General features: G+C 36.8%; 16 protein-coding genes. 5 read left to right on the plus strand and 11 right to left on the minus strand.

The annotated features are described in order from the left end of the window. Window positions 1-43: 43 nt before the first annotated feature. The 4 genes from mutL to argR all read right to left on the minus strand — a co-directional run bounded on the left by mutL (window position 44) and on the right by argR (window position 5,382). Window positions 44-1,990 (minus strand): DNA mismatch repair endonuclease MutL, encoded by a 1,947-nt coding sequence (mutL, locus tag STRMA_RS07190; protein WP_003079332.1) that lies wholly within the window; start codon window positions 1,988-1,990, stop codon window positions 44-46. 68 nt (window positions 1,991-2,058) lie between these two features. Beyond that, complete coding sequence (gene mutS / locus STRMA_RS07195; protein ID WP_003082394.1) at window positions 2,059-4,608, minus strand: DNA mismatch repair protein MutS; 2,550 nt, start codon at window positions 4,606-4,608, stop codon at window positions 2,059-2,061. Beyond that, window positions 4,598-4,948, minus strand: coding sequence for a YlbF family regulator (locus STRMA_RS07200; RefSeq protein ID WP_003079851.1), 351 nt, complete (start codon window positions 4,946-4,948; stop codon window positions 4,598-4,600). The genes mutS and STRMA_RS07200 overlap by 11 nt, the downstream gene beginning before the upstream one ends. After that, window positions 4,945-5,382: an arginine repressor gene (gene argR, locus STRMA_RS07205; RefSeq protein WP_003081702.1), complete on the minus strand. Its 438-nt coding sequence runs from the start codon at window positions 5,380-5,382 to the stop codon at window positions 4,945-4,947. The genes STRMA_RS07200 and argR overlap by 4 nt, the downstream gene beginning before the upstream one ends. A 161-nt stretch (window positions 5,383-5,543) precedes the next feature. Between argR and argS the strand changes: the two genes are divergently transcribed. Next, window positions 5,544-7,235 carry an arginine--tRNA ligase gene (argS, locus tag STRMA_RS07210; RefSeq protein ID WP_003079866.1) on the plus strand — a complete coding sequence of 564 codons (1,692 nt, stop codon included), beginning with the start codon at window positions 5,544-5,546 and terminating at the stop codon, window positions 7,233-7,235. Between the two features lie 151 nt (window positions 7,236-7,386). Here the strand turns inward: argS and STRMA_RS07215 are convergent, their stop codons facing one another. The 4 genes from STRMA_RS07215 to STRMA_RS07230 form a co-directional block, all read right to left on the minus strand. After that, on the minus strand, window positions 7,387-8,154 hold the full coding sequence (locus STRMA_RS07215) for an ABC transporter ATP-binding protein (RefSeq protein WP_003081061.1): 768 nt from the start codon (window positions 8,152-8,154) through the stop codon (window positions 7,387-7,389). A gap of 17 nt (window positions 8,155-8,171) precedes the next feature. Further along, on the minus strand, window positions 8,172-10,493 hold the full coding sequence (locus STRMA_RS07220) for an ABC transporter permease (protein ID WP_003079367.1): 2,322 nt from the start codon (window positions 10,491-10,493) through the stop codon (window positions 8,172-8,174). A 7-nt stretch (window positions 10,494-10,500) separates the two neighbouring features. Next, the gene (locus tag STRMA_RS07225) at window positions 10,501-11,805 is read right to left on the minus strand and encodes an MFS transporter (protein ID WP_003080552.1); all 1,305 of its coding nucleotides are present in this window, start codon (window positions 11,803-11,805) and stop codon (window positions 10,501-10,503) included. A 175-nt stretch (window positions 11,806-11,980) separates the two neighbouring features. Further along, window positions 11,981-12,859 (minus strand): helix-turn-helix domain-containing protein, encoded by an 879-nt coding sequence (locus STRMA_RS07230; protein ID WP_003078823.1) that lies wholly within the window; start codon window positions 12,857-12,859, stop codon window positions 11,981-11,983. A 339-nt stretch (window positions 12,860-13,198) separates the two neighbouring features. Here STRMA_RS07230 and STRMA_RS07235 point away from each other — a divergent pair, with 339 nt between their 5' ends. Together STRMA_RS07235 and STRMA_RS07240 are read left to right on the plus strand one after the other, a co-directional pair. Then, entirely contained in the window at window positions 13,199-13,957 is a 759-nt protein-coding gene (locus STRMA_RS07235) for an ABC transporter ATP-binding protein (protein ID WP_003080706.1), read from the plus strand. Window position 13,958: 1 nt separating this feature from the next. Next, complete coding sequence (locus tag STRMA_RS07240; RefSeq protein ID WP_003082499.1) at window positions 13,959-16,271, plus strand: ABC transporter permease; 2,313 nt, start codon at window positions 13,959-13,961, stop codon at window positions 16,269-16,271. A gap of 223 nt (window positions 16,272-16,494) precedes the next feature. Here STRMA_RS07240 and STRMA_RS07245 read toward each other — a convergent pair whose 3' ends face one another. The 3 genes from STRMA_RS07245 to hisS form a co-directional block, all read right to left on the minus strand. Beyond that, window positions 16,495-17,433, minus strand: a complete 939-nt coding sequence (locus STRMA_RS07245; RefSeq protein WP_003080195.1) for a YitT family protein — start codon at window positions 17,431-17,433, stop codon at window positions 16,495-16,497. Further along, window positions 17,420-19,192, minus strand: coding sequence for an aspartate--tRNA ligase (gene aspS, locus STRMA_RS07250; RefSeq protein ID WP_003081970.1), 1,773 nt, complete (start codon window positions 19,190-19,192; stop codon window positions 17,420-17,422). Before aspS ends, STRMA_RS07245 begins: the two co-directional genes overlap by 14 nt. Before the next feature lie 208 nt (window positions 19,193-19,400). Next, on the minus strand, window positions 19,401-20,678 hold the full coding sequence (hisS, locus tag STRMA_RS07255; RefSeq protein WP_040841873.1) for a histidine--tRNA ligase: 1,278 nt from the start codon (window positions 20,676-20,678) through the stop codon (window positions 19,401-19,403). 432 nt (window positions 20,679-21,110) lie between these two features. On the opposite strand from hisS, the gene rpmF reads away from it, so the two are divergent. Both rpmF and rpmG read left to right on the plus strand, forming a co-directional pair. After that, entirely contained in the window at window positions 21,111-21,293 is a 183-nt protein-coding gene (gene rpmF / locus STRMA_RS07260) for a 50S ribosomal protein L32 (RefSeq protein WP_003079131.1), read from the plus strand. A gap of 16 nt (window positions 21,294-21,309) precedes the next feature. After that, window positions 21,310-21,459 (plus strand): 50S ribosomal protein L33, encoded by a 150-nt coding sequence (rpmG, locus tag STRMA_RS07265; protein ID WP_002262412.1) that lies wholly within the window; start codon window positions 21,310-21,312, stop codon window positions 21,457-21,459. The last annotated feature ends 16 nt before the right edge of the window (window positions 21,460-21,475 follow it).

Consider the following 21,475-nt stretch of genomic DNA (forward strand, 5'->3'; position numbering starts at 1 on the left):
GCTTTTTATGAATGCTATTGTTATGAAAGACAGCCCCAATAAATCAGTATTTGCCTAATTCTCTTAAGCTCGTATGATTTTCCTGAATACGACGGAACATTTTTTCCATATCTGCTTTCGTAAAATGAACGAGAACCGGTCGACCGTGTGGGCAATTATATGGATTTTTACATTGGGCTAACTGCACTAAAAGATTCCTTGCGGAATGATCATCTAACACATGATTGGCTTTAATGGAGCGTTTGCAAGACATCATAATAGCCAGTTCTGCTCGATATTTTTTAACAGAGACTTTATTTGTTAAGAGCAGCATATCACACATTTCATAAATAGCAGACTCTATTTCATCTTCTTCTAGCCAAATAGGATGTTCGCGCAGAATAAAAGTATTTTCCCCATAAGCTTCTAAATGAATACCCAACTGATTTAAAAAAGGCATTCTCTCTTGCAAAGTCATAAAATCGTTGGCTGGAAACTCAAATAAATAAGGGACTAATAGCTGCTGCAGGCTGTTGTTGACTTCCCCAATTTTTTCACGATAATACTCATATTTAACGCGTTCTTGCGCAGCATGCTGATCAATAATATAAAGGCCTTCTTCTCCTTGTGCAAAAAGATAAGTTCCATGCATCTGCCCAAAATAATCCAATTCTGGGAAAGCAGCATTTCCCTCATTTTCCAAATCAACTACTGCCTTATCCAATTGACGTCTTTTTGACTTATCTGTAAAATTAAAATTTGGATGTTCTCCATAAAGTTTCTCATTTTCTAAGCGTTCAGCATATTTGACAGAGTTCGATTTTTTTGTCTCCTTTACATCTTTGTCAAGAGGTGTAAAGTCAGCTTCTTTTTCATTTACTGTTGTTTCATGAAGGAAAAAATCGTTTTTATCAGTATCATAATAAAGATTAGTCTGCTTTAATGGAAGAGTTGTCTGGGTTGCTTTTTGAGCACTGCGTGTGCTAGATTTAGCCAAATTTTCTAAAGCATCAGGAATAAGATCCTGCTTTCGCAATCCTTCTGAAATAGCTGTACTAATCAGCTGCATTAATTCCTTTTCCTTCGATATGCGGACTTCCTGCTTTGTCGGATGAACATTAACATCTGCAAGATAAGGGTCAATTTGAATGGCTATAACTGCTATGGGAAAGCGCCCCACCATAAGCTTGGACTTATAGCCATCTAAAATAGCACGATTAAGTAAAAAATTTTTTATATAACGTCCATTAATAAGAATAGTAATATAATTTCGATTAGCGCGTGTTAATTCTGGCAGACTGACATAGCCTGTAAGATCAAAATCAAGATCAGAACCTGTAATTTCAATCATTTTTTTAGCCGTATTAAGCCCATATATACCAGCAATAGCTTGTCTAAGATCTCCATTTCCTGAAGTCTTGGTCAACTCTTTCCCATCATTTATCAGAGTAAACGCAATTTCAGGATGTGCTAGGCTCATACGATTGACAGTATCAATAATATGCCCTAATTCAACCTGTAAGCTCTTCATGTATTTTAAACGAGCTGGTGTATTGAAAAAAAGATCTTCTACTGTAACCTTAGTTCCAATTGGTGTACTATAGGGCTCTTCTTGCTCAATTTTTCCACCAATAGATAGCAACAGAGTCCCATGACTTTCTTTAGCAACAGCCGTCTTGATAGTCATTTTGCTTACAGAAGCTATTGAAGGTAGGGCTTCACCACGAAATCCTAAAGTTCGTATACGAAAAAGATCTGATTGATTTTTAATCTTACTAGTAGCATGGCGGCGTAAACTCATAGCAACTTCTTCTTTTTCTATTCCTTGCCCATTATCTGTTACTTGGATCGTTTTTAGACCAGATTCTTCCACTTCAATCGTTATTTGGCTGCTTTTAGCATCGATAGCATTTTCAACTAATTCTTTGACAACACTGGCAGGACGTTCAATAACCTCCCCAGCCGCTATCTGGTTTGCTAATATTTCTGGTAATTCAATAATTTTAGACATAAGATTTCCTCACTAGACGAATTTATATGATATCACAAGTAAAAAGCAAATTTATTTGAAAATAGTTATTAAAGCAGATCTTTTAGATCAAAAAGAGTATTCATTGCCTCTCTTGGCGTCAAATTAGCTACATCTAAATGTTTTAATTTTGCAATCAATTCACTGTGATCATCATCAACATTAAACAAGGATAATTGCTCATCAACAGAGTGGTTTTGTTCTGCTTTTGCCTTTGTCTGGACAGAAACAGCTTGACTACTGCTCTCTAAATCAAAAAGAATATGGTCTGCATGAGAAAGTAATTCATCTGGTAAGCCTGCAATTTTAGCAACATGAATACCATATGACTTATCTGCAGGACCATCTGTTATTTTATGTAAAAAAGTAACTTCTCCATCTTTTTCAAGAGTAGCCACATGAACATTTACAAGGTTTGTCAACTTAGTTGACAGATCTGTCAATTCATGATAATGTGTCGCAAACATAGTTTTAGCTCCTATCCTATCATGAATATGCTCAATAATCGCTTGCGCCAAAGCCATACCATCATAAGTAGCAGTTCCACGGCCTAATTCATCAAAAAGAATGAGTGACTGTCTACTAGCTTTCTTAATAGCCTGATTAGCCTCCATCATTTCTACCATGAAAGTTGATTGACCAGAAATCAGATCATCTGCTGCTCCTATACGTGTAAAGATAGCGTCAAAAATTGGTAAACTTGCTAAATCAGCTGAAACAAAGGACCCTATCTGCGCCATAATAACTGCCAAAGCAAGCTGGCGCATATAAGTGGATTTCCCGCTCATATTTGGTCCAGTAATGAGCTGAATACTAGTTTTAGAATCAAAATAAATGCTATTAGGAATATACTCTTGAATGCCCATGACTTTTTCCACAACAGCATGTCGGCCATTTTCAATTCTTATTTCTTCCTGATCATTAAAAACAGGTTTAATATAATGATTATTTTCAGCAACGACAGCTAGACTCTGGAGGACATCAACAGTAGCCAAGTGCTTAGCGAGTTGCTGCAGCCGTCCGATATACAATTCCACTTGTTTGCGCACGCGCATAAAGATCATATATTCTAAATTTGCTGATTCTTCACGTGCTTCTAACATTTCACCTTCTATCTTAGCTAGTTCCGCCGTTCCAAATCGTTCTGAATTTTTTAGCGTTGCCTTCCTAAAAAAATAATCAGGAACTAAGGATAAGTTGGAATTGGTGACATGAAAATAGTAGCCATCTTTTTTATTATAATCAATTTTTAACGTATTAATCCCGCTGGCTTCTTTTTCCTTTGCTTCAATATCAGCAATCCAACTGGCTCCTTCGCGCATTACTTTACGATATTTATCTAAAGTCTCATCAAAACCGCTTCGAATGATATTTCCTTCAGTAACTGTTATCTGTGCATCAGGATCAATAGCTGTACGGATAATACTTTCCAACTCTGGTAAAGGATCTATTTGATCAACTAGAGCTTTCAGATAAGGACTGTCAAAACTTTCTAAGATGGCCTTAATAGCTGGAACTTGAGCCAAGGTATGACTTAATTGTAAAAGATCCTTGGGATTGGCTTTCCCAAATGATACACGGCTGGCTAAGCGTTCAATGTCATAAACTCCCTTTAGACTGTCACTTAAATCACTGCGCTCAAAAAAATGTTCCAAAAAAACCTGAACGATATTTTGACGATTTATAATGAGATCACGATTAACTAAGGGTCTATCAATCCAAACTCTTAACAGCCGGGTTCCCATAGCTGTTTTAGTTTCATCTAAAAGCCAATAGAGGCTTCCATGTTTTTTCCCGCTTCTAGCATTTTCTAACAAATCCAGACTTGATTTTGTTGCATAGGTCATTTGCAGATAGTCTTTAATTTCATAGTGAACGAGTTTTTGCAAATGGCTTAGTTCACGTTTTTGAGTCATATGAACATACTGCAATAACTTTTCTGCTGCGGTTATCTCTAAAGCATCTAAATTTTGGTCAATTAATTGACTGTCTTTATAGGTTTCTCTTTCAAATGATAGTAACAAATTCATTTGTTTTTGAAAAAGCTGTTCTTCTTCTGCTGTGAGATCAAAACCAATGACTAACTCCCGTGCTTTAAGATTAAGCACTTCACTCCTAACAGCTGCTAAATCTGTTAGGCTGGTAGCATAAAATTCCCCAGTTGACACATCCATATAAGACAAGCCAAAATGAGAATCATCTCGATCAAGAGCTATTAAGAAATTATTAGCATTATCTGGTTTTGCTGAATCTACAACAGTTCCTGGTGTAACAACCTGAATTACCTCACGTTTAACCACTCCGACTGCTGTTTTAGGATCTTCCATTTGTTCAGCGATAGCCACCTTATATCCTAAATCAACTAATATATCAATATACTGCTGAGCAGAATGATAGGGAACACCAGCCATAGGTACCGGATTGTCTGCATTTTTATTACGGCTGGTTAGGCTAATTTCTAAAAGCTGCGCCGCTTTAACCGCGTCTTCATAAAACAATTCATAGAAATCTCCCATACGAAAAAGCAAAAAAGCATCTGGATAGTCTTTTTTGATATCCAAATACTGTTTCATTCCTGGAGAGAGTTTATCATTTGTCATTATTCAACTCCTCATTAATTCGCTCTTCTAACGTTTTTGTAACATACTGCAAAAGATCACTAGCATCCTGCATTTTACTGCGATAATCCTGAACAATTGGCAGTTCATTTAATACTTCACTCATCTGTTTAGCATTTTGGTCTGCCTGCTTTTGAGCTTGTGGTTTTTCAATCTTCTGAAAAAGCACCGCATCTTGCTGATAGGCTTTCATATCATGAACCATTTGAGTTAGTTCAGGTACTTGTCTTATTTTTTCCTCTATCGCTTGATAAGCTTGAATATTTTCGTCTTCTTGCAAAAGGGTCTTTAATATTTTTAATTTTTCTTCAAATAAAGTCATAAATGGGAAAGAATATCATTTTCTAAACGATTGGCTGACGCCTCATCTTTACAGACAACAAGGAGGGTATCTGCACCAGCAATTGTACCAAGAATTTCAGGACTTTCATTATCATCAATTAAGTTAGCTAAAACATCTGCCTCTCCTAAATTGGTGTGCAAAACAAGCATGAAACCAGCTCGAGACACCTTGAGAATATAGGTCAAGACTGCCGAACTAAAAAAGGAAGAATCTCCCTCTGAAAGACTATAGTAAAGCTTGCCTGACTCATCTCGCAATTTTAGCAGTCCGATCTCTCGCAGATCACGTGAAAGCGTCGCCTGTGTAACGACAACACCTTCATTAAGAAGAGAATTTTTTATCTCTTCTTGAGTCCCAATATGCTGTGATTGAATAATTCTTTTGATTTGCTTCTGACGTTCCTTTTTGTTCATTTTTCCCCTCGAATAGCAATTTGCTTCATTATATCAAAAATTCAATCTTTTTTCATTTTCGCAACATTTAAGAGAGCCTATTAAATGACTGTTTTTTATTATTTTCGGCACAAGCTTCATATTTATGTTAAAATAAAATGATTACGATTTAGGAGAAGTACATGAATAACAGACAGTTAGTTGCAGAACAAATTGCTAAAGCAGTAACAGATTTAGATAAGGATACTATTATAAGCCTGCTTGAAAGACCTAAAAAATCTGATATGGGAGACATTGCTTTTCCAACTTTCAGCCTCGCTAAGACACTGCGTAAAGCTCCGCAAAATATTGCTAATGATATCGTCGAAAAAATTGATAGCAGTCATTTTGAAAAGGTCCAGGCTGTAGGCCCTTATATTAACTTTTTCTTAGATAGAGCAACGATTTCCGCGGCTGTTTTAAAAGAAGTCATTGAAAAGAAGGAAGATTATGCGCAGCAAACAGTCGGACAAGGGCGAAATATTACCATTGATATGTCTAGTCCAAACATTGCAAAACCCTTTTCAATCGGACACTTACGCTCAACAGTAATTGGGGACTCTCTTTCAAATATCTTTAAAAAAATGGGCTATAAGACAATAAAGATTAATCATTTGGGCGATTGGGGCAAGCAATTTGGCATGTTAATTGTCGCTTATAAAAAGTGGGGAAATGAAGAAGCCGTAAAAGCCCACCCAATTGATGAGCTTTTACAGCTCTATATCCGTATTAACGCTGAAGCTGAGAAGCATCCAGAACTGGATGAAGAAGCACGAGATTGGTTCCGCAAACTTGAAAAGGGCGATGAAGAAGCCCTTACTTTATGGCAATGGTTTCGTGATGAAAGCTTGATTGAATTTAACCGTCTCTATGCAGAACTTGACATTGACTTTGATAGTTATAATGGCGAAGCCTTTTACAATGATAAAATGGCTGAGATCGTTGATCTATTAGCAGAAAAAGGCTTGCTGGAAACTTCAGAAGGAGCCCAGGTTGTCAATCTTGAAAAATATGGTATTGAAAATCCAGCCTTAATCAAAAAATCCGATGGAACAACTCTCTATATTACACGTGACTTAGCAGCTGCTCTTTACCGTAAACGTCAATATGATTTTGCTAAATCTGTTTATGTTGTCGGGCAAGAACAAGCAGCTCACTTTCAACAATTAAAGGCTGTTTTAAAAGAAATGGGCTATCAATGGAGTGATGATATCCAGCATGTTGCTTTTGGACTTGTGACAAAAAATGGCAAGAAGCTATCAACGCGTAAGGGAAATGTTATCTTACTGGAGCCGACTATCGCCGAAGCTGTCGGACGTTCATTAGCACAAATTGAAGCTAAAAATCCTCATTTAGCAGATAAAGCTGCTGTTGCTCATGCTGTTGGAGTAGGAGCTATCAAATTTTATGATTTAAAAACTGAGCGAACACATGGCTATGATTTTGATTTAGAAGCTATGGTGTCATTTGAAGGGGAAACAGGTCCTTATGTACAATATGCTCATGCACGGATTCAGTCTATTCTTAAAAAGGCAGAATTTACTCCTGATGCAGATGCAACTTACCAACTAAATGATGCTGAAAGCTGGGAGATTATTAAATACATCCAAGACTTCCCTAATGTGATAGCCAAGTCTTTCGAAAATTTAGAACCTTCTGTTATCGCTAAATTTGCTATTAACCTAGCCCAAAGTTTTAATAAATATTATGCCCACACTCGTATTCTTTCGGAAACACCCGAACGCGACAGCCGTCTAGCATTAATCTATGCGACAGCTACAGTCTTAAAAGAAGCCCTTCGTTTACTCGGTGTTGAAGCACCAAATGAAATGTAAGCAATGACAAATATACTAAAATAAGAAAACTAGTGAAAAAAATTCAGCTGAAATAATCTTCACTAGTTTTTTTATACTGTTAAAGCGAATTGAAAATCATAAAATGAACTTCGATGATACTGTTCTGGTTTTTTCGTTCTCACCTCCTAGCTCAAACTTCTATTTCAGACATGATGTCATTAATCTTGTTTTTTCTAGCCATAACAGATGCCTGTGATTTATCCCACGGTCCAAGCCGCTCCTTTTGATACAGGACTCCATCTAATAAGAACCATACTTGATTGGCTTTTGCTGCTACTAACGGATCGTGGGTAACTATCATAATAGTACTGCCCTTCTGATTGATATCAACAAATAAATTCATAATTGCTTCTGAAGATTTTGAATTCAGCGAACCAGTAGGCTCATCAGCAAATACAAGCTTCGGATCATTCATAAAACTGCGGCATATACTGACTCTCTGTGCTTGTCCGCCAGATAAAGACATGGTATCGCGATCGGCCAGTTCATTAATCCCAGTCAGCTCCATTAAGTTTTTTGCTTTTTCATCAATAACACTATCTACTTTTTTATTGCGTATAGAGGCTGCTAATATAATATTTTCCTTGACCGTTAAGGAAGGAATTAAATGCGGCTGCTGAAATACATAACCAAATTTATGCAGTCTTACATCTGCCAGTTCGACTTGGTTCAAGCCACCTATATTCTGTCCTTCAAGAACAACTTCACCGCTTGAAGGCTGATCCATGCCACTGATATTATAAAGCAAGGTTGATTTCCCTGAACCAGAAGGTCCCATGATTGCTATAAAATCGGCTTCCTCAACATCAAAACTGATGCCATTAAGAACGTTTACCGCCTTTTGACCGCTATCATTAAAATCTTTCTTTAAATTTTTAACACTTAATATTGTTGTCATCATTACCTTCCTTTACCTTATTTTTGAATGAGACTTATACGATTGAGCATATAACTGGATACATATATCATAATTGTTGCAACCATCAAGATACTTAGCGGAAACAAACCGTAGACAATAAATGGATTGCTTATCAATACTATTTTAGGGGCTCCAAAGGAGGCTGCGAACATGCTTACCAAAGGCTGTCCCGCTATCAGTACTAAAACAGAACCAACGATGATGCCAACAATTAGTGGAATGATGATTCTCGTTCTATATTGAGATCTGATATCGCTATTTTTATACCCCAAAGCTTTCATAACAGCAATATCATCTTTGTATCTGATGATTAAAGTTCTCATGAAGACAGTAATCGTCAGTATTGTCACTAAAATGGCAATAAGCAGGGTTATCAGTGTAATGATATTAAATTGTGAAATAATATCTCCCAGGCTCTGTCTCACGTAATCAGCAATATCCGTTACCTTTCCGTCTCGGAAATCAGATCCCAAGTTTTCTTTTACAGTCTGTTTCTTCTTTTCAGATGAAAGATTAATATTAATAACACTTCTGATAACTTTCGCATTTGGAACGCTCTTAATGACCTTAGCACTCTTGCCGCCATTTGTGATATCTTGATAGATTCCACTCACTTTATAACTGTATTTAGTGCCAGACAGCGTAAAGGTCACCTTATCCCCGACTTTAATCCCTAAATCGTTTGCTAACAAGTAAGAAACAGCAACTTCATTAGAATGCTTTGGAAGATTACCAGTTAGACAAGATAAAGAAAATACTGAATAATTGCCCCTTTCAAAATTTACTGTAACAGATTCACCCTTTGCATTTTCAGTTTTGGCTGAATAAGTATTAAATATCTGATAATTTTTTATATCATGATACTTTGCAAGAGTTGATGAAGCCTTGCTTTCATTAACTCCGCCCTGCTGAAAATCAATTCGAAGGTCAGATGAAGCAACTCCCATATACGAGGTAAACTGACTTGATTTAAGAGTGCTAGTCATCTGTATTGGCAGTAAAACCAAAAAAGATAAGGCTATAAAGATAAGGACAAGAATGCGGTATGGCTTTTTATAACTTAGTAAGTATTTAATGCCTAGTTTAAAATTAGCCCAAGCCCCACCTTTTCCAAATAAGGAAGGACGCTTAATAACCCTGTCACTGGAAATTTCATTATTATCTTGCAATGCATTGACGGTATTTACCTTTTCAATTCTTTTAATGCTTTTTCTGCATAGAAGAATAATAGAAGCACCTATCATCATAACAGCTAATATTTGGATGCCATAATTGATGAGATCTTTATCAGCTAAGCCCATATAAAGCTCAATATTCTGCTGGACTAATGGCGTTAGTCTAAAAGAAAGCAAATAACCAATCGTACAGCCAGCTATCGTTAGTAAAGAGTATTTGATCTGGTAAATACTTTCGATGTACTTATTAGGAATACCTAAACCCCGCATAACAGCGATATCCATATAATCTTGATTAATACTTGACAACATAGCAAATCTGACACAAAGCACTGAAATAATGACAAGGAATACCACAACGATCATAAGCATTGCTGCTGTCAGTATATCCGTTAAGCCATTCAGCAACTGCATTTCGGAATAAGTAATAGCTGCTCCATTCGATGGCAGTTTTTTATCCTGATAGGCTGTTTCAACAGCATTGGTGTCCTTTATATCCTTCATCCGAAACTCTATGAGGTATTCTAATGTTCCTGTTTTGTTTGCAACCTTATCCCAGTCTTTTTGATTGACTAAAATACGTTTAGAGGAAACAAACGAAGAATTCATCTCAGAATCCTTAACGAAATCTGCAATTTTAAATGTCTTATACTGACTTCCCGCTTTTATTTTTATGGAATCTCCTGCTTTAAGATGATATTTAATCTTATAATAGACAGGAACAAGGGCTTGTCCTTCTTTGACAGAAGCAATCTTATTTTTCGAATTTAATAAAAAATCAAATTTGCTGTTTTGCACAACCAAAGAACAATCTATAACACTGCCACTCTCACTGCTCCCCTTACGATTCATATATAAGTCTTCAGCAGCGATATTTAACATTTTAACAATCTGATAGTCTTTCACAGATTTATTGTTTTCTGCAAAATGACTGATAGCATCTGAATTCAAATGCCCAGAATGCATTTGCAAAAGGTGAGACGTCTTCGCCGTTTTGCTAAAGGTATTGAGTGAGCTATTGAGTGAATATAAAAGATCTGTGGCTGATGCAAATAAAGCAGAAGCCATTGTAATGAAAACAATCAGCGTGATGCAGATAATTTTACCTTTTTGCAGCTCCTTGCAGATTATTCTTTTTTTCATATCTCTTTTAATCCTCCAAATCATAGTTCAAGCAATTGGCTTCCATCTGCTTCAAACTTTTACCGCTCTTCAGAAATGGACTTAAAACAATCATCGAAATGCCGCAAATGATAAGCATCAAGGCAATGCCTCTTTCAGAGCCTGTCCCCACAATTTTTCCAACTGAGTTGGCTAAGGCTCCATTTTTAGACAACAAGGGATTAAAAACATAATCTGCAAGAGCACCAGAAACAGCATAGGCGACAATATAGCCAAGCTGAGAAATAAATGAAATTAATCCCCACGCTCTCCCCTGAGTATCCTTACTAATATTACATCTCATTAGGACATCTAAACACACATTTGAAACCGGAATAGTTAGAAAGAACAAGAAGGCAACCACAGAAAGCCACATGAGATTTGTTAAACACCCAATAATCATTATAGTTATTCCCATGACTAAAAAGGACAATGACAGTGACTTGAGATAGCCTTTCTGTATACCTTTCACACCTAAAATCAAACTTGAAATGAGCATTCCGACAGCACTAAGAGACAATATCATTCCAAGTGTAGAAGAATCCGTTAATTCCAATAGCATTGGTTTTATGAGAGTTTCTATGATGCCCACATAAAATGTAATGATGATGGACAGTAGCAGCAGTATTTTCACACCCTTTGTTTGGGTCAGCTCTTTATAGCCTTCAGCAATATCCTTTACAATATGCACCTTAGAATCTTTAATTTGCTGGCACTCATTCATTACCTTTCTTGAATAAGTTACTGTAAAGAAGGTTGTAAAGAACGTACACATATCAATGACTAATATGAGATAGATGCCAGAAATTTGATAAATTAAACCGGCAAATATGGGTGATAGTAAATATTTGGCAGAAGACGCTAGCTGAACAAGACCTCCAGCTTTGGAGAATTCTTCGGAGGTCAGTAAATCCGTCACTGTTGCTTTGTAGGCCGGATCAAGTATCGCCGCAAAACATGAACTAAGAAATACCCAGATACAAATCGCAGGAATATTGTTGATTCCCATACTAATCATGACAAACATGCCGCCTAAACAGACAGCAGAGAAAAAATCACCAATCAGCATCAATTTCCCTCTGCTAAATTTGTCTGCGATTGCACCAGAGATGGGCGTAAAGAAAACCAGCGGAAAAAAAGCACACAGAGTAACTAGCGAACATGCCAAGGCGCTGCCTGTTTTTTCAAAAACATAAACATTTAAGCCAAAAGAAGTTAAGCCGCTTCCTATACTGGAAATTAATTGTCCTCCCCATAGGACTAGAAAATATTTAAATCTACTTTGATGAATCAATTTTTTGCCTCCAAATTCAAGTTTAAAAATGCTGTTATTCTAGCAGCCACTTCCTCTGTATACTTTTCCAAATACATATGTCCAGCATTAGGTTTATCCTTGCCTGGGAAAGTATATCAAAGTGTGAATTGCTCTTCGCTCAATCTCTATCGCCGTTTCTGGCTAATGACTGCTTTTAACTATTTCTGATAATAGTCAGCTCGGTTCGAAAACCATTTAACTCAATAGAATTCTCTGAGTCTTGAGAAGAAAAATCAGCTGTCTTATGCCCATTATCCTCAAAAGTCAGACTGGTCCCCAGCCCTCTTTTAAGCGCTCTAAAGGCGTAAGCCGCAGGCAGATAGATTTTGGAAGCTGCCAAAACTTGGTTAACAGCAATGTTTCCTTTATGATCAGTGACCTTTATCACCATATCAAGCTTGCTATTGAGCTCCTTCTCCCCCTGACCGCCATCAATGATTACTTCTGACACCCGACCGTCTAACTCAAAGTTCTCACTGCAAATCTGGATTAAGTCCACCTTCTCGCAATTCACAGAAAGTTCAACATCTAAAAGATAATGCTGAGGCAGATCCACAAAAACAACGAGTCCTTCTTTGGCCATTGTCTCTGTCAGCCCGGCTAATTTTTTTAAGCCCACATCCATCTTGCCTTTCGTCTCATCGATTTTAACTTTGAGATCCTTGGCCAAATCCTTAATAGAATTGCTGGCTAAGCGCACTTTGATTTTTTCACTGTCGCTAGATCGCAGAACAAGATGATGAAGACCTCCTAGTTTTAAATCAAAATGCTTCTGAGCATCCAGATCATATTCTGTCCAGCTATCATAAAGAAAATCCTTTTGAGGGCTGCCTGCTTCTCTTGAGGAAAGCAGATCATCTACGGAAACCTGACATAAGTCAGCAATAGCCTTCAAATTAGCAATATCCGGCATACCCCCGCCTGTTTCCCATTTTGTAATAGCTTGTCGAGAGACATGAAGGTTTTCAGCCATTTTTTCTTGTGATAAGCCTAATTGTTTTCGATAAGTTCGTAATGTTTTGCCAAATGCCATCTGTCATTAGCCGCCTTCTAAAATAAATTATCGTTCTAAAACGATTCGTCTGTTCACAGTTTAAGATAAAGCATTGAAAAGAGAAAGAAAGCAGGCATGACATTTCCCAAAAAGACAGCTACTCTTTGTAGCATTTCTCTCTAAAACACCTCTAGCAAGGCTTTTTGGCCAAGCTTGTCAGCTCGGTTCTCTTTTTTTACCCTATAATCTATTTTCCAAACTTTGCAGAGACATTATAAGTAGCGCAAAAATTTAGGAATGTCAGCCTTTGTTTCTCTTTTAAATGTTTTTGAGATGCTATAGTAAAAAGGCATTATTAAAACAAAGGCAGGTAATCATATGACTAAAAAAACAATTATTTCAGCGCGGCATTTAAAAAAGAGTTTCGGTACAGGCAGCAGCATACAAACTGTTTATTCGGATTTAAATATAGATATTTATAAAGGAGATTTTACTGTTATTATGGGCCCTTCTGGTTCTGGAAAATCTACACTAATGTACTCTCTTTCAGGAATGGATAAGCCTGATGCTGGTCAAATTATTTTTGACAATACAGATATAAGCCACTTAACAAGTGATCAATTAGCCAAATTTCGCAGAAAACAATGTGGATTTATCTTTCAGCAAATCTATTTCATGAAGCGTCTCAGTGTGATGGATAATGTGATAACAGCTGCAATACTAACAAATAGAAAGCAAAAAGAAATCGTATCCAGAGCCAAAGAGCTCTTCTCACTAGTCAATCTTCCTGAGCAAACTCAGGAAAAGCTGCCATCAGCCATTTCTGGCGGTGAGGCCCAGCGGGCAGGGGTTATTCGTGCCATTATTAATGATCCAAATATTTTATTTGCAGATGAACCTACAGGAGCATTAAATTCAGCAAATTCTAAAGCTGTACTTGATATTTTCTCTTCATTGCATAAGAAAGGTCAAAGCATTGTTATGGTAACACATGATAAAGAGTCTGCCCTTCGCGGCAATCGTATTGTTTATATCAAAGATGGGCAAATATTTGGAGAATGTAATCTGGGCAACTATAGTCAGTCCGCTGAACGTAAAGCTAAATTTGAAAGCTTTCTTATAGAGATGGGGTGGTAATATGAGGCTTGCTATTCAGAATCTTAAAAAAAATAAAAAACAGTACACTTCTTTTGGAGTCATGCTTTTCATTGCAGCATTTACAATTAATATTGCACTTGTCCTCGCCTTTCAAACATCAAGGGCATACGATAAACAATTTAAAAAGTTAAATACTGCAGCTATAAATGTTCTCATTCCACTTTCTCAGGATCAGAAGAACCTATTAAAACAAATCAACAATATAAAAGGTGTTGCTGCTACAGAAAAACACAAGGGGCTCTACTCAAAAGCAACCATTCACCATTTTGCAGGAACAGATTTCGAAATGAATACTGTTTTTTATAATAAGGAAGAAAGGAGGACACTAAACCACTTAGATATCTTAACTAATACAAAAAATTCTAAAAATGAGATCTATATTCCAAACTTTATTGCAAAATTAGGAAAATTTCATACAGGTGATAAAATAACGTATTCCTTAGGCCAAAAGAAATACTCTTTTACCATTGCAGGAGCAGTCAATGAAATGCAGTATGGTAACTATGGAACAAGTTTAATTGGTGCTTATTTGCCTCAAAAGGCCTATCAAACGATAAGCTCGGAAAATAAGGAAAAGTCAGTTGCGGAATATTCCATAAAAACAAGAAAGCACGCAAATAGTAATACCATAAAAGATCAAATTAGCTCATTGATTTCTAACAAAGGAATCTCATTACTGCATATCAACGATTACAAAACCACCAAACAAGCGCGAATGATGATTTCCAATCTTTTAATCGCTATTTTTATCGCTGTAGCTCTTATCATTTTCCTTATTAGCCTATTTTTAAGCAGCTTTCACATACACAGCCATATTGAAGAAGGAATCATTGATATGGGCGTATTAAAAGCAATCGGGTACACCAGCTCTAATATTATCTTATCTGAAATGATTCCTTACTTACTCATATCAGCACTAGCTACCTTAACCGGGTCTTTGTTTTCTTATACCGTCTTACCTACAATTGCTAATTTTTTAGCTATCCAATCAGGATTTTCTTTTACACCAACCTTTGATTTAGTGAGCATTTTTAGCATCATTGCCACTACAATAGGTATCTTCGCTATTTATACTTATGGTTGTTCAAGGAGAATTTGGACACTTGAAGCTATTAGCGCCATTAGAGGGGGCGGACACCATTCCTATCATCATTATTTCCCACTCGCGACCTCTAAATTAGGAGTAAAGCCTTCACTGATTTTAAAACAAACGTTTACTTCTCCAAGCCAAAATATTTTACTGTCTATCCTTACTTTTGGCATCATGACCCTATTAGCCTTTTCAGGAAGTTTACTTTATAATGTGAACATTAAGCCTGATCATTTTTTTAAGACAATTTCAGAAGAAAATCCATCTGCGATCTTTACAGTCAATACGACTGACAATTTACAAAGGTTAAAAACCACTCTTAAAAAGGATAAGAGAGTCCAAAAAGTATTAGAATATGCTTCAGTACCACTAAATAATGAAGATGAAGCCGTTACAGGCTTTGTAGCTGAAGACTTTTCACGTCTTACAAATAATATTGTCTATAAAGGCAAAAATCCCCTTAAGAGCAATGAAATAGCGATTGGAAGCACCTTAGCTAAAAAGCATAAAATAGGAAGCAAAATAAAAATACGAGAAGGCAATACAAGCTACAAATACACTGTAACCGGCTATATCCAAAGCATAAACTATCAAGGTAAAGTCTGTGAATTAACTAATAAAGGCTATCAAAAAATCAGCCCAACAGCAGCAACTAGTCTCAATGTGTATTTAAAGAAAAAAGGGGCTTCTGCTGCAAACAGATTTATCAAAGCATACAAAAGAAAATTAACACATGTAAAAGTCAGTGCTGTCAATTATGAACAATTAATGAAAAATAATCGGCTATTTTATGCTAGTCTCGTTTCATCAGTAATAGTCATTATTTTTATAATAGCTATGCTTATTATATTATTAGTGATGTTTATGATTATCAACTCACTCATTATGACTCAAAAACAAGAATTTGGTATTTATAAAGCTTTGGGTTGGTCAAACAGTCAGCTCACCTTGCAATTGTCTTTAAGTTTTACACCGATTATTTTTATTTCTGCTGTATTTTCAGCATTAATAGACCTTTCTCTTATTCCCATTATAACGAATAATATGTTTAGGCTGTTAGGAGCTATGAAAAATCATTTTAAGGTCTCATTACATATATTTTTACTGCTCGCCTTTATAGTTGTTGCTATTAGCTTTATTATCAGTATGATTCTAGCTAGGAAAATTAAGAGAATTGACCCTTATTCTCTTTTGAAGGCATAAACTATTATGAATTATAATGAGAGCTAAAAAATCAACAGTTAAAAGCTTGGAACAAAATAGGTCCAAGCTTCTTTTGTCTCCCAGCACTATCATGAGGTCAGCCTTGTTGGTCTTATATTTTATAGTGGCAGCCCAGTGCAAAATACAAAAAACCCAAAAGTTAGATTGATGCGATCTTACTTTTGAGTTCTTATTTTATTGAAATACAGCGGAAAAATGCAAACTAGTCATCTTCTATAAAACGGCCAATAATATTGACATTATCTGCCACGGATACGAAAGCATTTTTATCTGTTTTTTTCATAATATATTTAAAATCATTAAATTCAGCACGTGTGATGATGGCAATCAAAATAGCTTTATGCTCATGATTATAAGTCCCTTCGGCATCATTAATAATAGTAACACCTCGGTGTAATTTATGATGAATCATCCGGATAACGCGACGAGGTTTACTGGTAATAATCATTGCCTGCATTTTCTTTTGTTTTACAAATACAGCATCCGTCATTTGACTAGAGACAAAAATGGTCACCATCGAATAAAGAGCATAACGCCAGCCAAAGATCATACCTGCTATTGTCATAATCAAAATATTAACAATTAAAGATACCCTTCCTACATTGCGGCCCGTTTTTTTACGAATCAGGAGGCTGACTATATCGGTACCGCCGCTAGAGACATTATTGCGCAGAGCAAAGCCAATGCCTACCCCCATCACTAAGCCGCCAAAAATAGCATTCATCATCGGGTCAGGTGTCAAGGTCATTTGAGGGATGACTTGGATAAAAAGAGAGCTTAAGGTTACTGTGATAAATGTAAAAACAGTGAATTTACGGCCAATCATATACCAAGCTATGATCAAAAGCGGTATATTAACAGCATAAAAAGTTACTGAAACAGGAATGACAAGATTCAAATACTTAATGGACAAAGCTGATACAATCTGAGCCAATCCTGTAGCACCGCTCGCATAGACATGTCCAGGCTGAAAAAAGAAATTAACAGCAATCGAGGATAAAAGAGCATAAATAATAGAACCTGAAATACGCTCTCCATATTTTTCTCGAGATATAGAAGATAGGACATGGAATAACTGATAACGTTTCGCCAGTTTTTTTAGGTATCGTTTAAAAATAATCTCAAATTTATCTGTGTTCATTTTTTTCTGAGTGATTTTGTTTTAAAACTTCCAAATAGAGTTCATCCAGCTGTTTAGCAGAAACAAGACTTGGTGCCTGAGTCATTGGATCTGAAGCTTTATTATTTTTAGGAAAAGCGATCACTTCGCGGATATTGTCTTCTTCTGCCAATAGCATCACAAAACGATCAAGGCCAAGAGCTAAACCGCCATGTGGTGGAAAACCATAATCCATAGCTTCAAGTAAAAACCCAAACTGTTCTTTAGCACTTTCATTACTAAAGCCAAGAGCCTGAAACATTCGCTCCTGCATTTCCTTTTGATTGATACGAAGACTGCCGCCACCAAGCTCATAGCCATTGAGAACAATGTCATAAGCAAGAGCACGAACCTTGGACAAGTCTCCTTCCAATTCATGAGCAGTATCAGCTTGAGGCAATGTAAAGGGATGATGAGCACTGACATAGCGTCTTTCTTCTTCTGACCACTCAAACATTGGCCAATCCACAATCCATAAAAAGTTGAATTTAGATTTATCTATGAGATGGAGTTCTTTAGCCAAATGATTGCGCAGAGCACCAAGACTATTATTGACCACTTCAAGTTCATCTGCCACAAAAAGCACTAAATCATTGTCTTCAAGCTGTAAACGCTCTGTCAAGTCCTTTGCAATACTGGTCAAAAATTTGGCAACCGGTCCAGCTATTTCTCCATTGCTATACTTAATCCAAGCAAGGCCTTTGGCTCCAAATTGCTTGGCAAAGTCTGTTAACTTGTCAATATCTTTACGAGAATAGTTATCAGCGGCATTTTTAGCAACAATGGCCTTTACAGCTGGGGCTTGTGAGAATACCTTAAACTCAACATCCTTTACAATATCTGTCAAGTCCTGTAAAGTCATTTCAAAACGTGTATCTGGTTTGTCAGAACCATAAAGATTCATGGCTGTATCATAAGACATTCGAGGAAGAGGTAATTGAAGCTCAATTCCCATCGTCTCTTTCATGACACAGGCAATTAAACCTTCCGTAATATCTTGAATCTCCTGATCAGATAAAAAGGAAGTTTCTAAATCAACCTGCGTAAATTCAGGCTGGCGATCTCCGCGTAAATCTTCATCACGAAAGCATTTTACAATTTGGTAATAACGATCAAAACCTGCATTCATCAAAAGCTGTTTAGTAATTTGCGGACTTTGAGGAAGCGCATAAAAATGGCCTTGACTAATACGGCTTGGCACTAAGTAATCACGAGCACCTTCTGGTGTTGATTTGCTCAGCATTGGGGTCTCAACATCAAGAAACCCCAGCTCATCCAGATAGTTGCGAATAACATGTGTCACTTTAGCACGTAACTTAAAATTTTTCAACATTTCAGGACGGCGGAGATCTAGATAACGATAGCGCAGACGCAAGTCATCATTCACATCAATACCATTTTTTATTTCAAATGGTGTCGTCTGAGAAGTATTTAAAATAATTAGCTCTTCCACCTGCATTTCGACTTGTCCAGTCGGTAATTTGTCATTAACTTGACTCCGTTCAACAACGGTACCTGTCACTTCAATAACAAACTCTGTACGAAGTGTCTCAGCTTTTTCAACAACCTCTGGCAAAGCTTCTTTCGGATTGATAACCAATTGAACAATGCCTTCACGATCACGTAAATCAATAAAAATAAGGCCTCCCAAATCACGACGGCGGGAAACCCAGCCTTTTAGCGTTATTTTTTGACCAATATGTTTTGAGCGAACAGCACCAGCATACATAGAACGTTTCATATCCCATCAAGTTCCTTCTCTTGTGTCTTTTTCTCTATCTATTTTAACACAAAAAAGATGAATTAAAAGCAACTTTATCAAAAAATCATCATACTATCTAAAGCTTACAATAGCCTAAAGTTTTTCCTTAATTTCAGCCATTAAGATATTAAAAAAACAGATCCTATCTAAAAAATTGACATGACCTGCTCTTTTCCAATTATTTTTGTTAGCACAACTCTTCTAGTATACTTGCAAAATTAGATCTGATATCATCAAAATCAGCTAGCACTTCTTGGCGCGTTGTATTATTTTTAACGACAGCTTGATTTGCTTCAACTTCATTCTCACCAAGAGTAATAATCGTTTTAGCTTTAAAGCTATCAGCTGCTTTAAATTGCGCCTTGATTTTACGATTAAGATAATCACGCTCTGCTGTAAATCCCTGATGGCGAATAGCTTGTATAAGCTCTAAAGCTTTACTATTTACGCTGTTATCCAATACAGCTATATAAACATCCAAACTCTCATCAAGCGGCAGTGCAATATTTTGCTTATCTAAAACCAGCAAAAGACGTTCCAAGCCGAGTCCAAAACCAAAACCAGCTGTTGCAGGGCCGCCAAAGTACTCTACCAAGCTATCATAACGGCCGCCGGCACAAATAGTTAGTTCACTATTATCAACCTTAGTAACAAACTCAAAAATGGTATGATGATAGTAATCAAGGCCACGAACCATATTAGTATCTATCACATAAGGAATACTAAGGGCCTCCAGCATATCACGCACAGCATCAAAATGAGCCTGCGATTTCTCATCTAAATAATCAAGAATAGACGGGGCACCCTCCACCGCAGCTTTATCCTCTTTTTCTTTAGAATCTAATACGCGCAAGGGATTTTCTTCCAAACGGCGCTGTGAATCCTTAGAAAGTTTATCTTTCATTGGCAGCAAATAATCTATTAATGCTTGCCGATAAGCTTTACGGCTCTCTGTATTTCCTAAACTATTAAGGTGCAAAACGACATCTTTGATTCCCAATTCATTGAAAAGTTGATAAGCCATGGCTATCGTTTCGGCATCAGTAGCCGGATTAGAAGATCCGAAACATTCCACTCCCAGCTGGTGAAATTCTCGTAGCCGCCCAGCTTGCGGGCGTTCATAGCGAAACATTGAGCCAATATAGAAAACCTTAACCGGTTTTTGCACCTCAGGAGCAAAAAGCTTATTCTCCACATATGATCGTACAACTGGAGCAGTGCCTTCAGGCCGAAGAGTCACATGACGATCTCCTTTATCGTAAAAATCATACATTTCTTTAGTGACAATATCCGTCGTATCGCCTACAGAACGGCTAATCACTTCATAGTGCTCAAACATAGGTGTTCTGATTTCTCCATAATGGTACTTTTTAAAGATTTTACGTGCAAAATCTTCTACATATTGCCACTTAGCCGTTTCCTGAGGTAAAATATCCTGCGTTCCTTTTGGTTTTTGTAATGTCATAATAATATACAAAGTGCACTGCAGATCAAAGCCAAAGCAAATAATCACCTGCATGCCTTTAATACCAGACACTGCGATTTATTGCATAGAGCAGATCTTAAGCCTGTGTTTGATTCCTTTCCATTCCATCTTCTTTAAGCTTATTCTTTTCTATTTTACCATAAAAATAGCAGGTCAGACAGCTGAAATTCTTTCAGCTGCTGTCTGCTCACTTTCTAATGCACATCACACTAAATATAGCCATATCAACAGTAGCAGCATTCAGCCACATTTATTAAAAATGAAGAAATTTATTGATTTTTCCTAAAATTTTTGTCAAGTAACTTTACTTTACAAAAATCTTTTGCTATACTGTTAAAGTTGACGTAAGTCATAGTAATCAAAAACAATTGGAGCTCAAAAGCTCATCATATTTTATGGAGGAAAGAAAAAATGGCAGTACCTGCACGTCGCACTTCAAAAGCGAAGAAAAATAAACGCCGTACGCACTATAATTTGACAGCACCAACTGTGAAATTTGACGAAACTACTGGAGATTACTCACGTTCTCACCGTGTATCCCTCAAAGGATACTACAAAGGACGCAAAATCGCTAAAGCTAAAGCTGCGGAATAAATAGAAGGGAGATACCATGCGCGTAAATATTACACTTGAACACAAAGAATCTGGTGAACGCTTGTACCTTACTTCAAAAAACAAACGTAATACCCCAGACCGTCTTCAATTGAAGAAATATTCACCAAAACTGCGTAAGCACGTGATCTTTACTGAAGTTAAATAAGAAGACACTGCACTTC

It is taken from the genome of Streptococcus macacae NCTC 11558, assembly GCF_000187995.2.
Lineage (GTDB): Bacteria > Bacillota > Bacilli > Lactobacillales > Streptococcaceae > Streptococcus > Streptococcus macacae.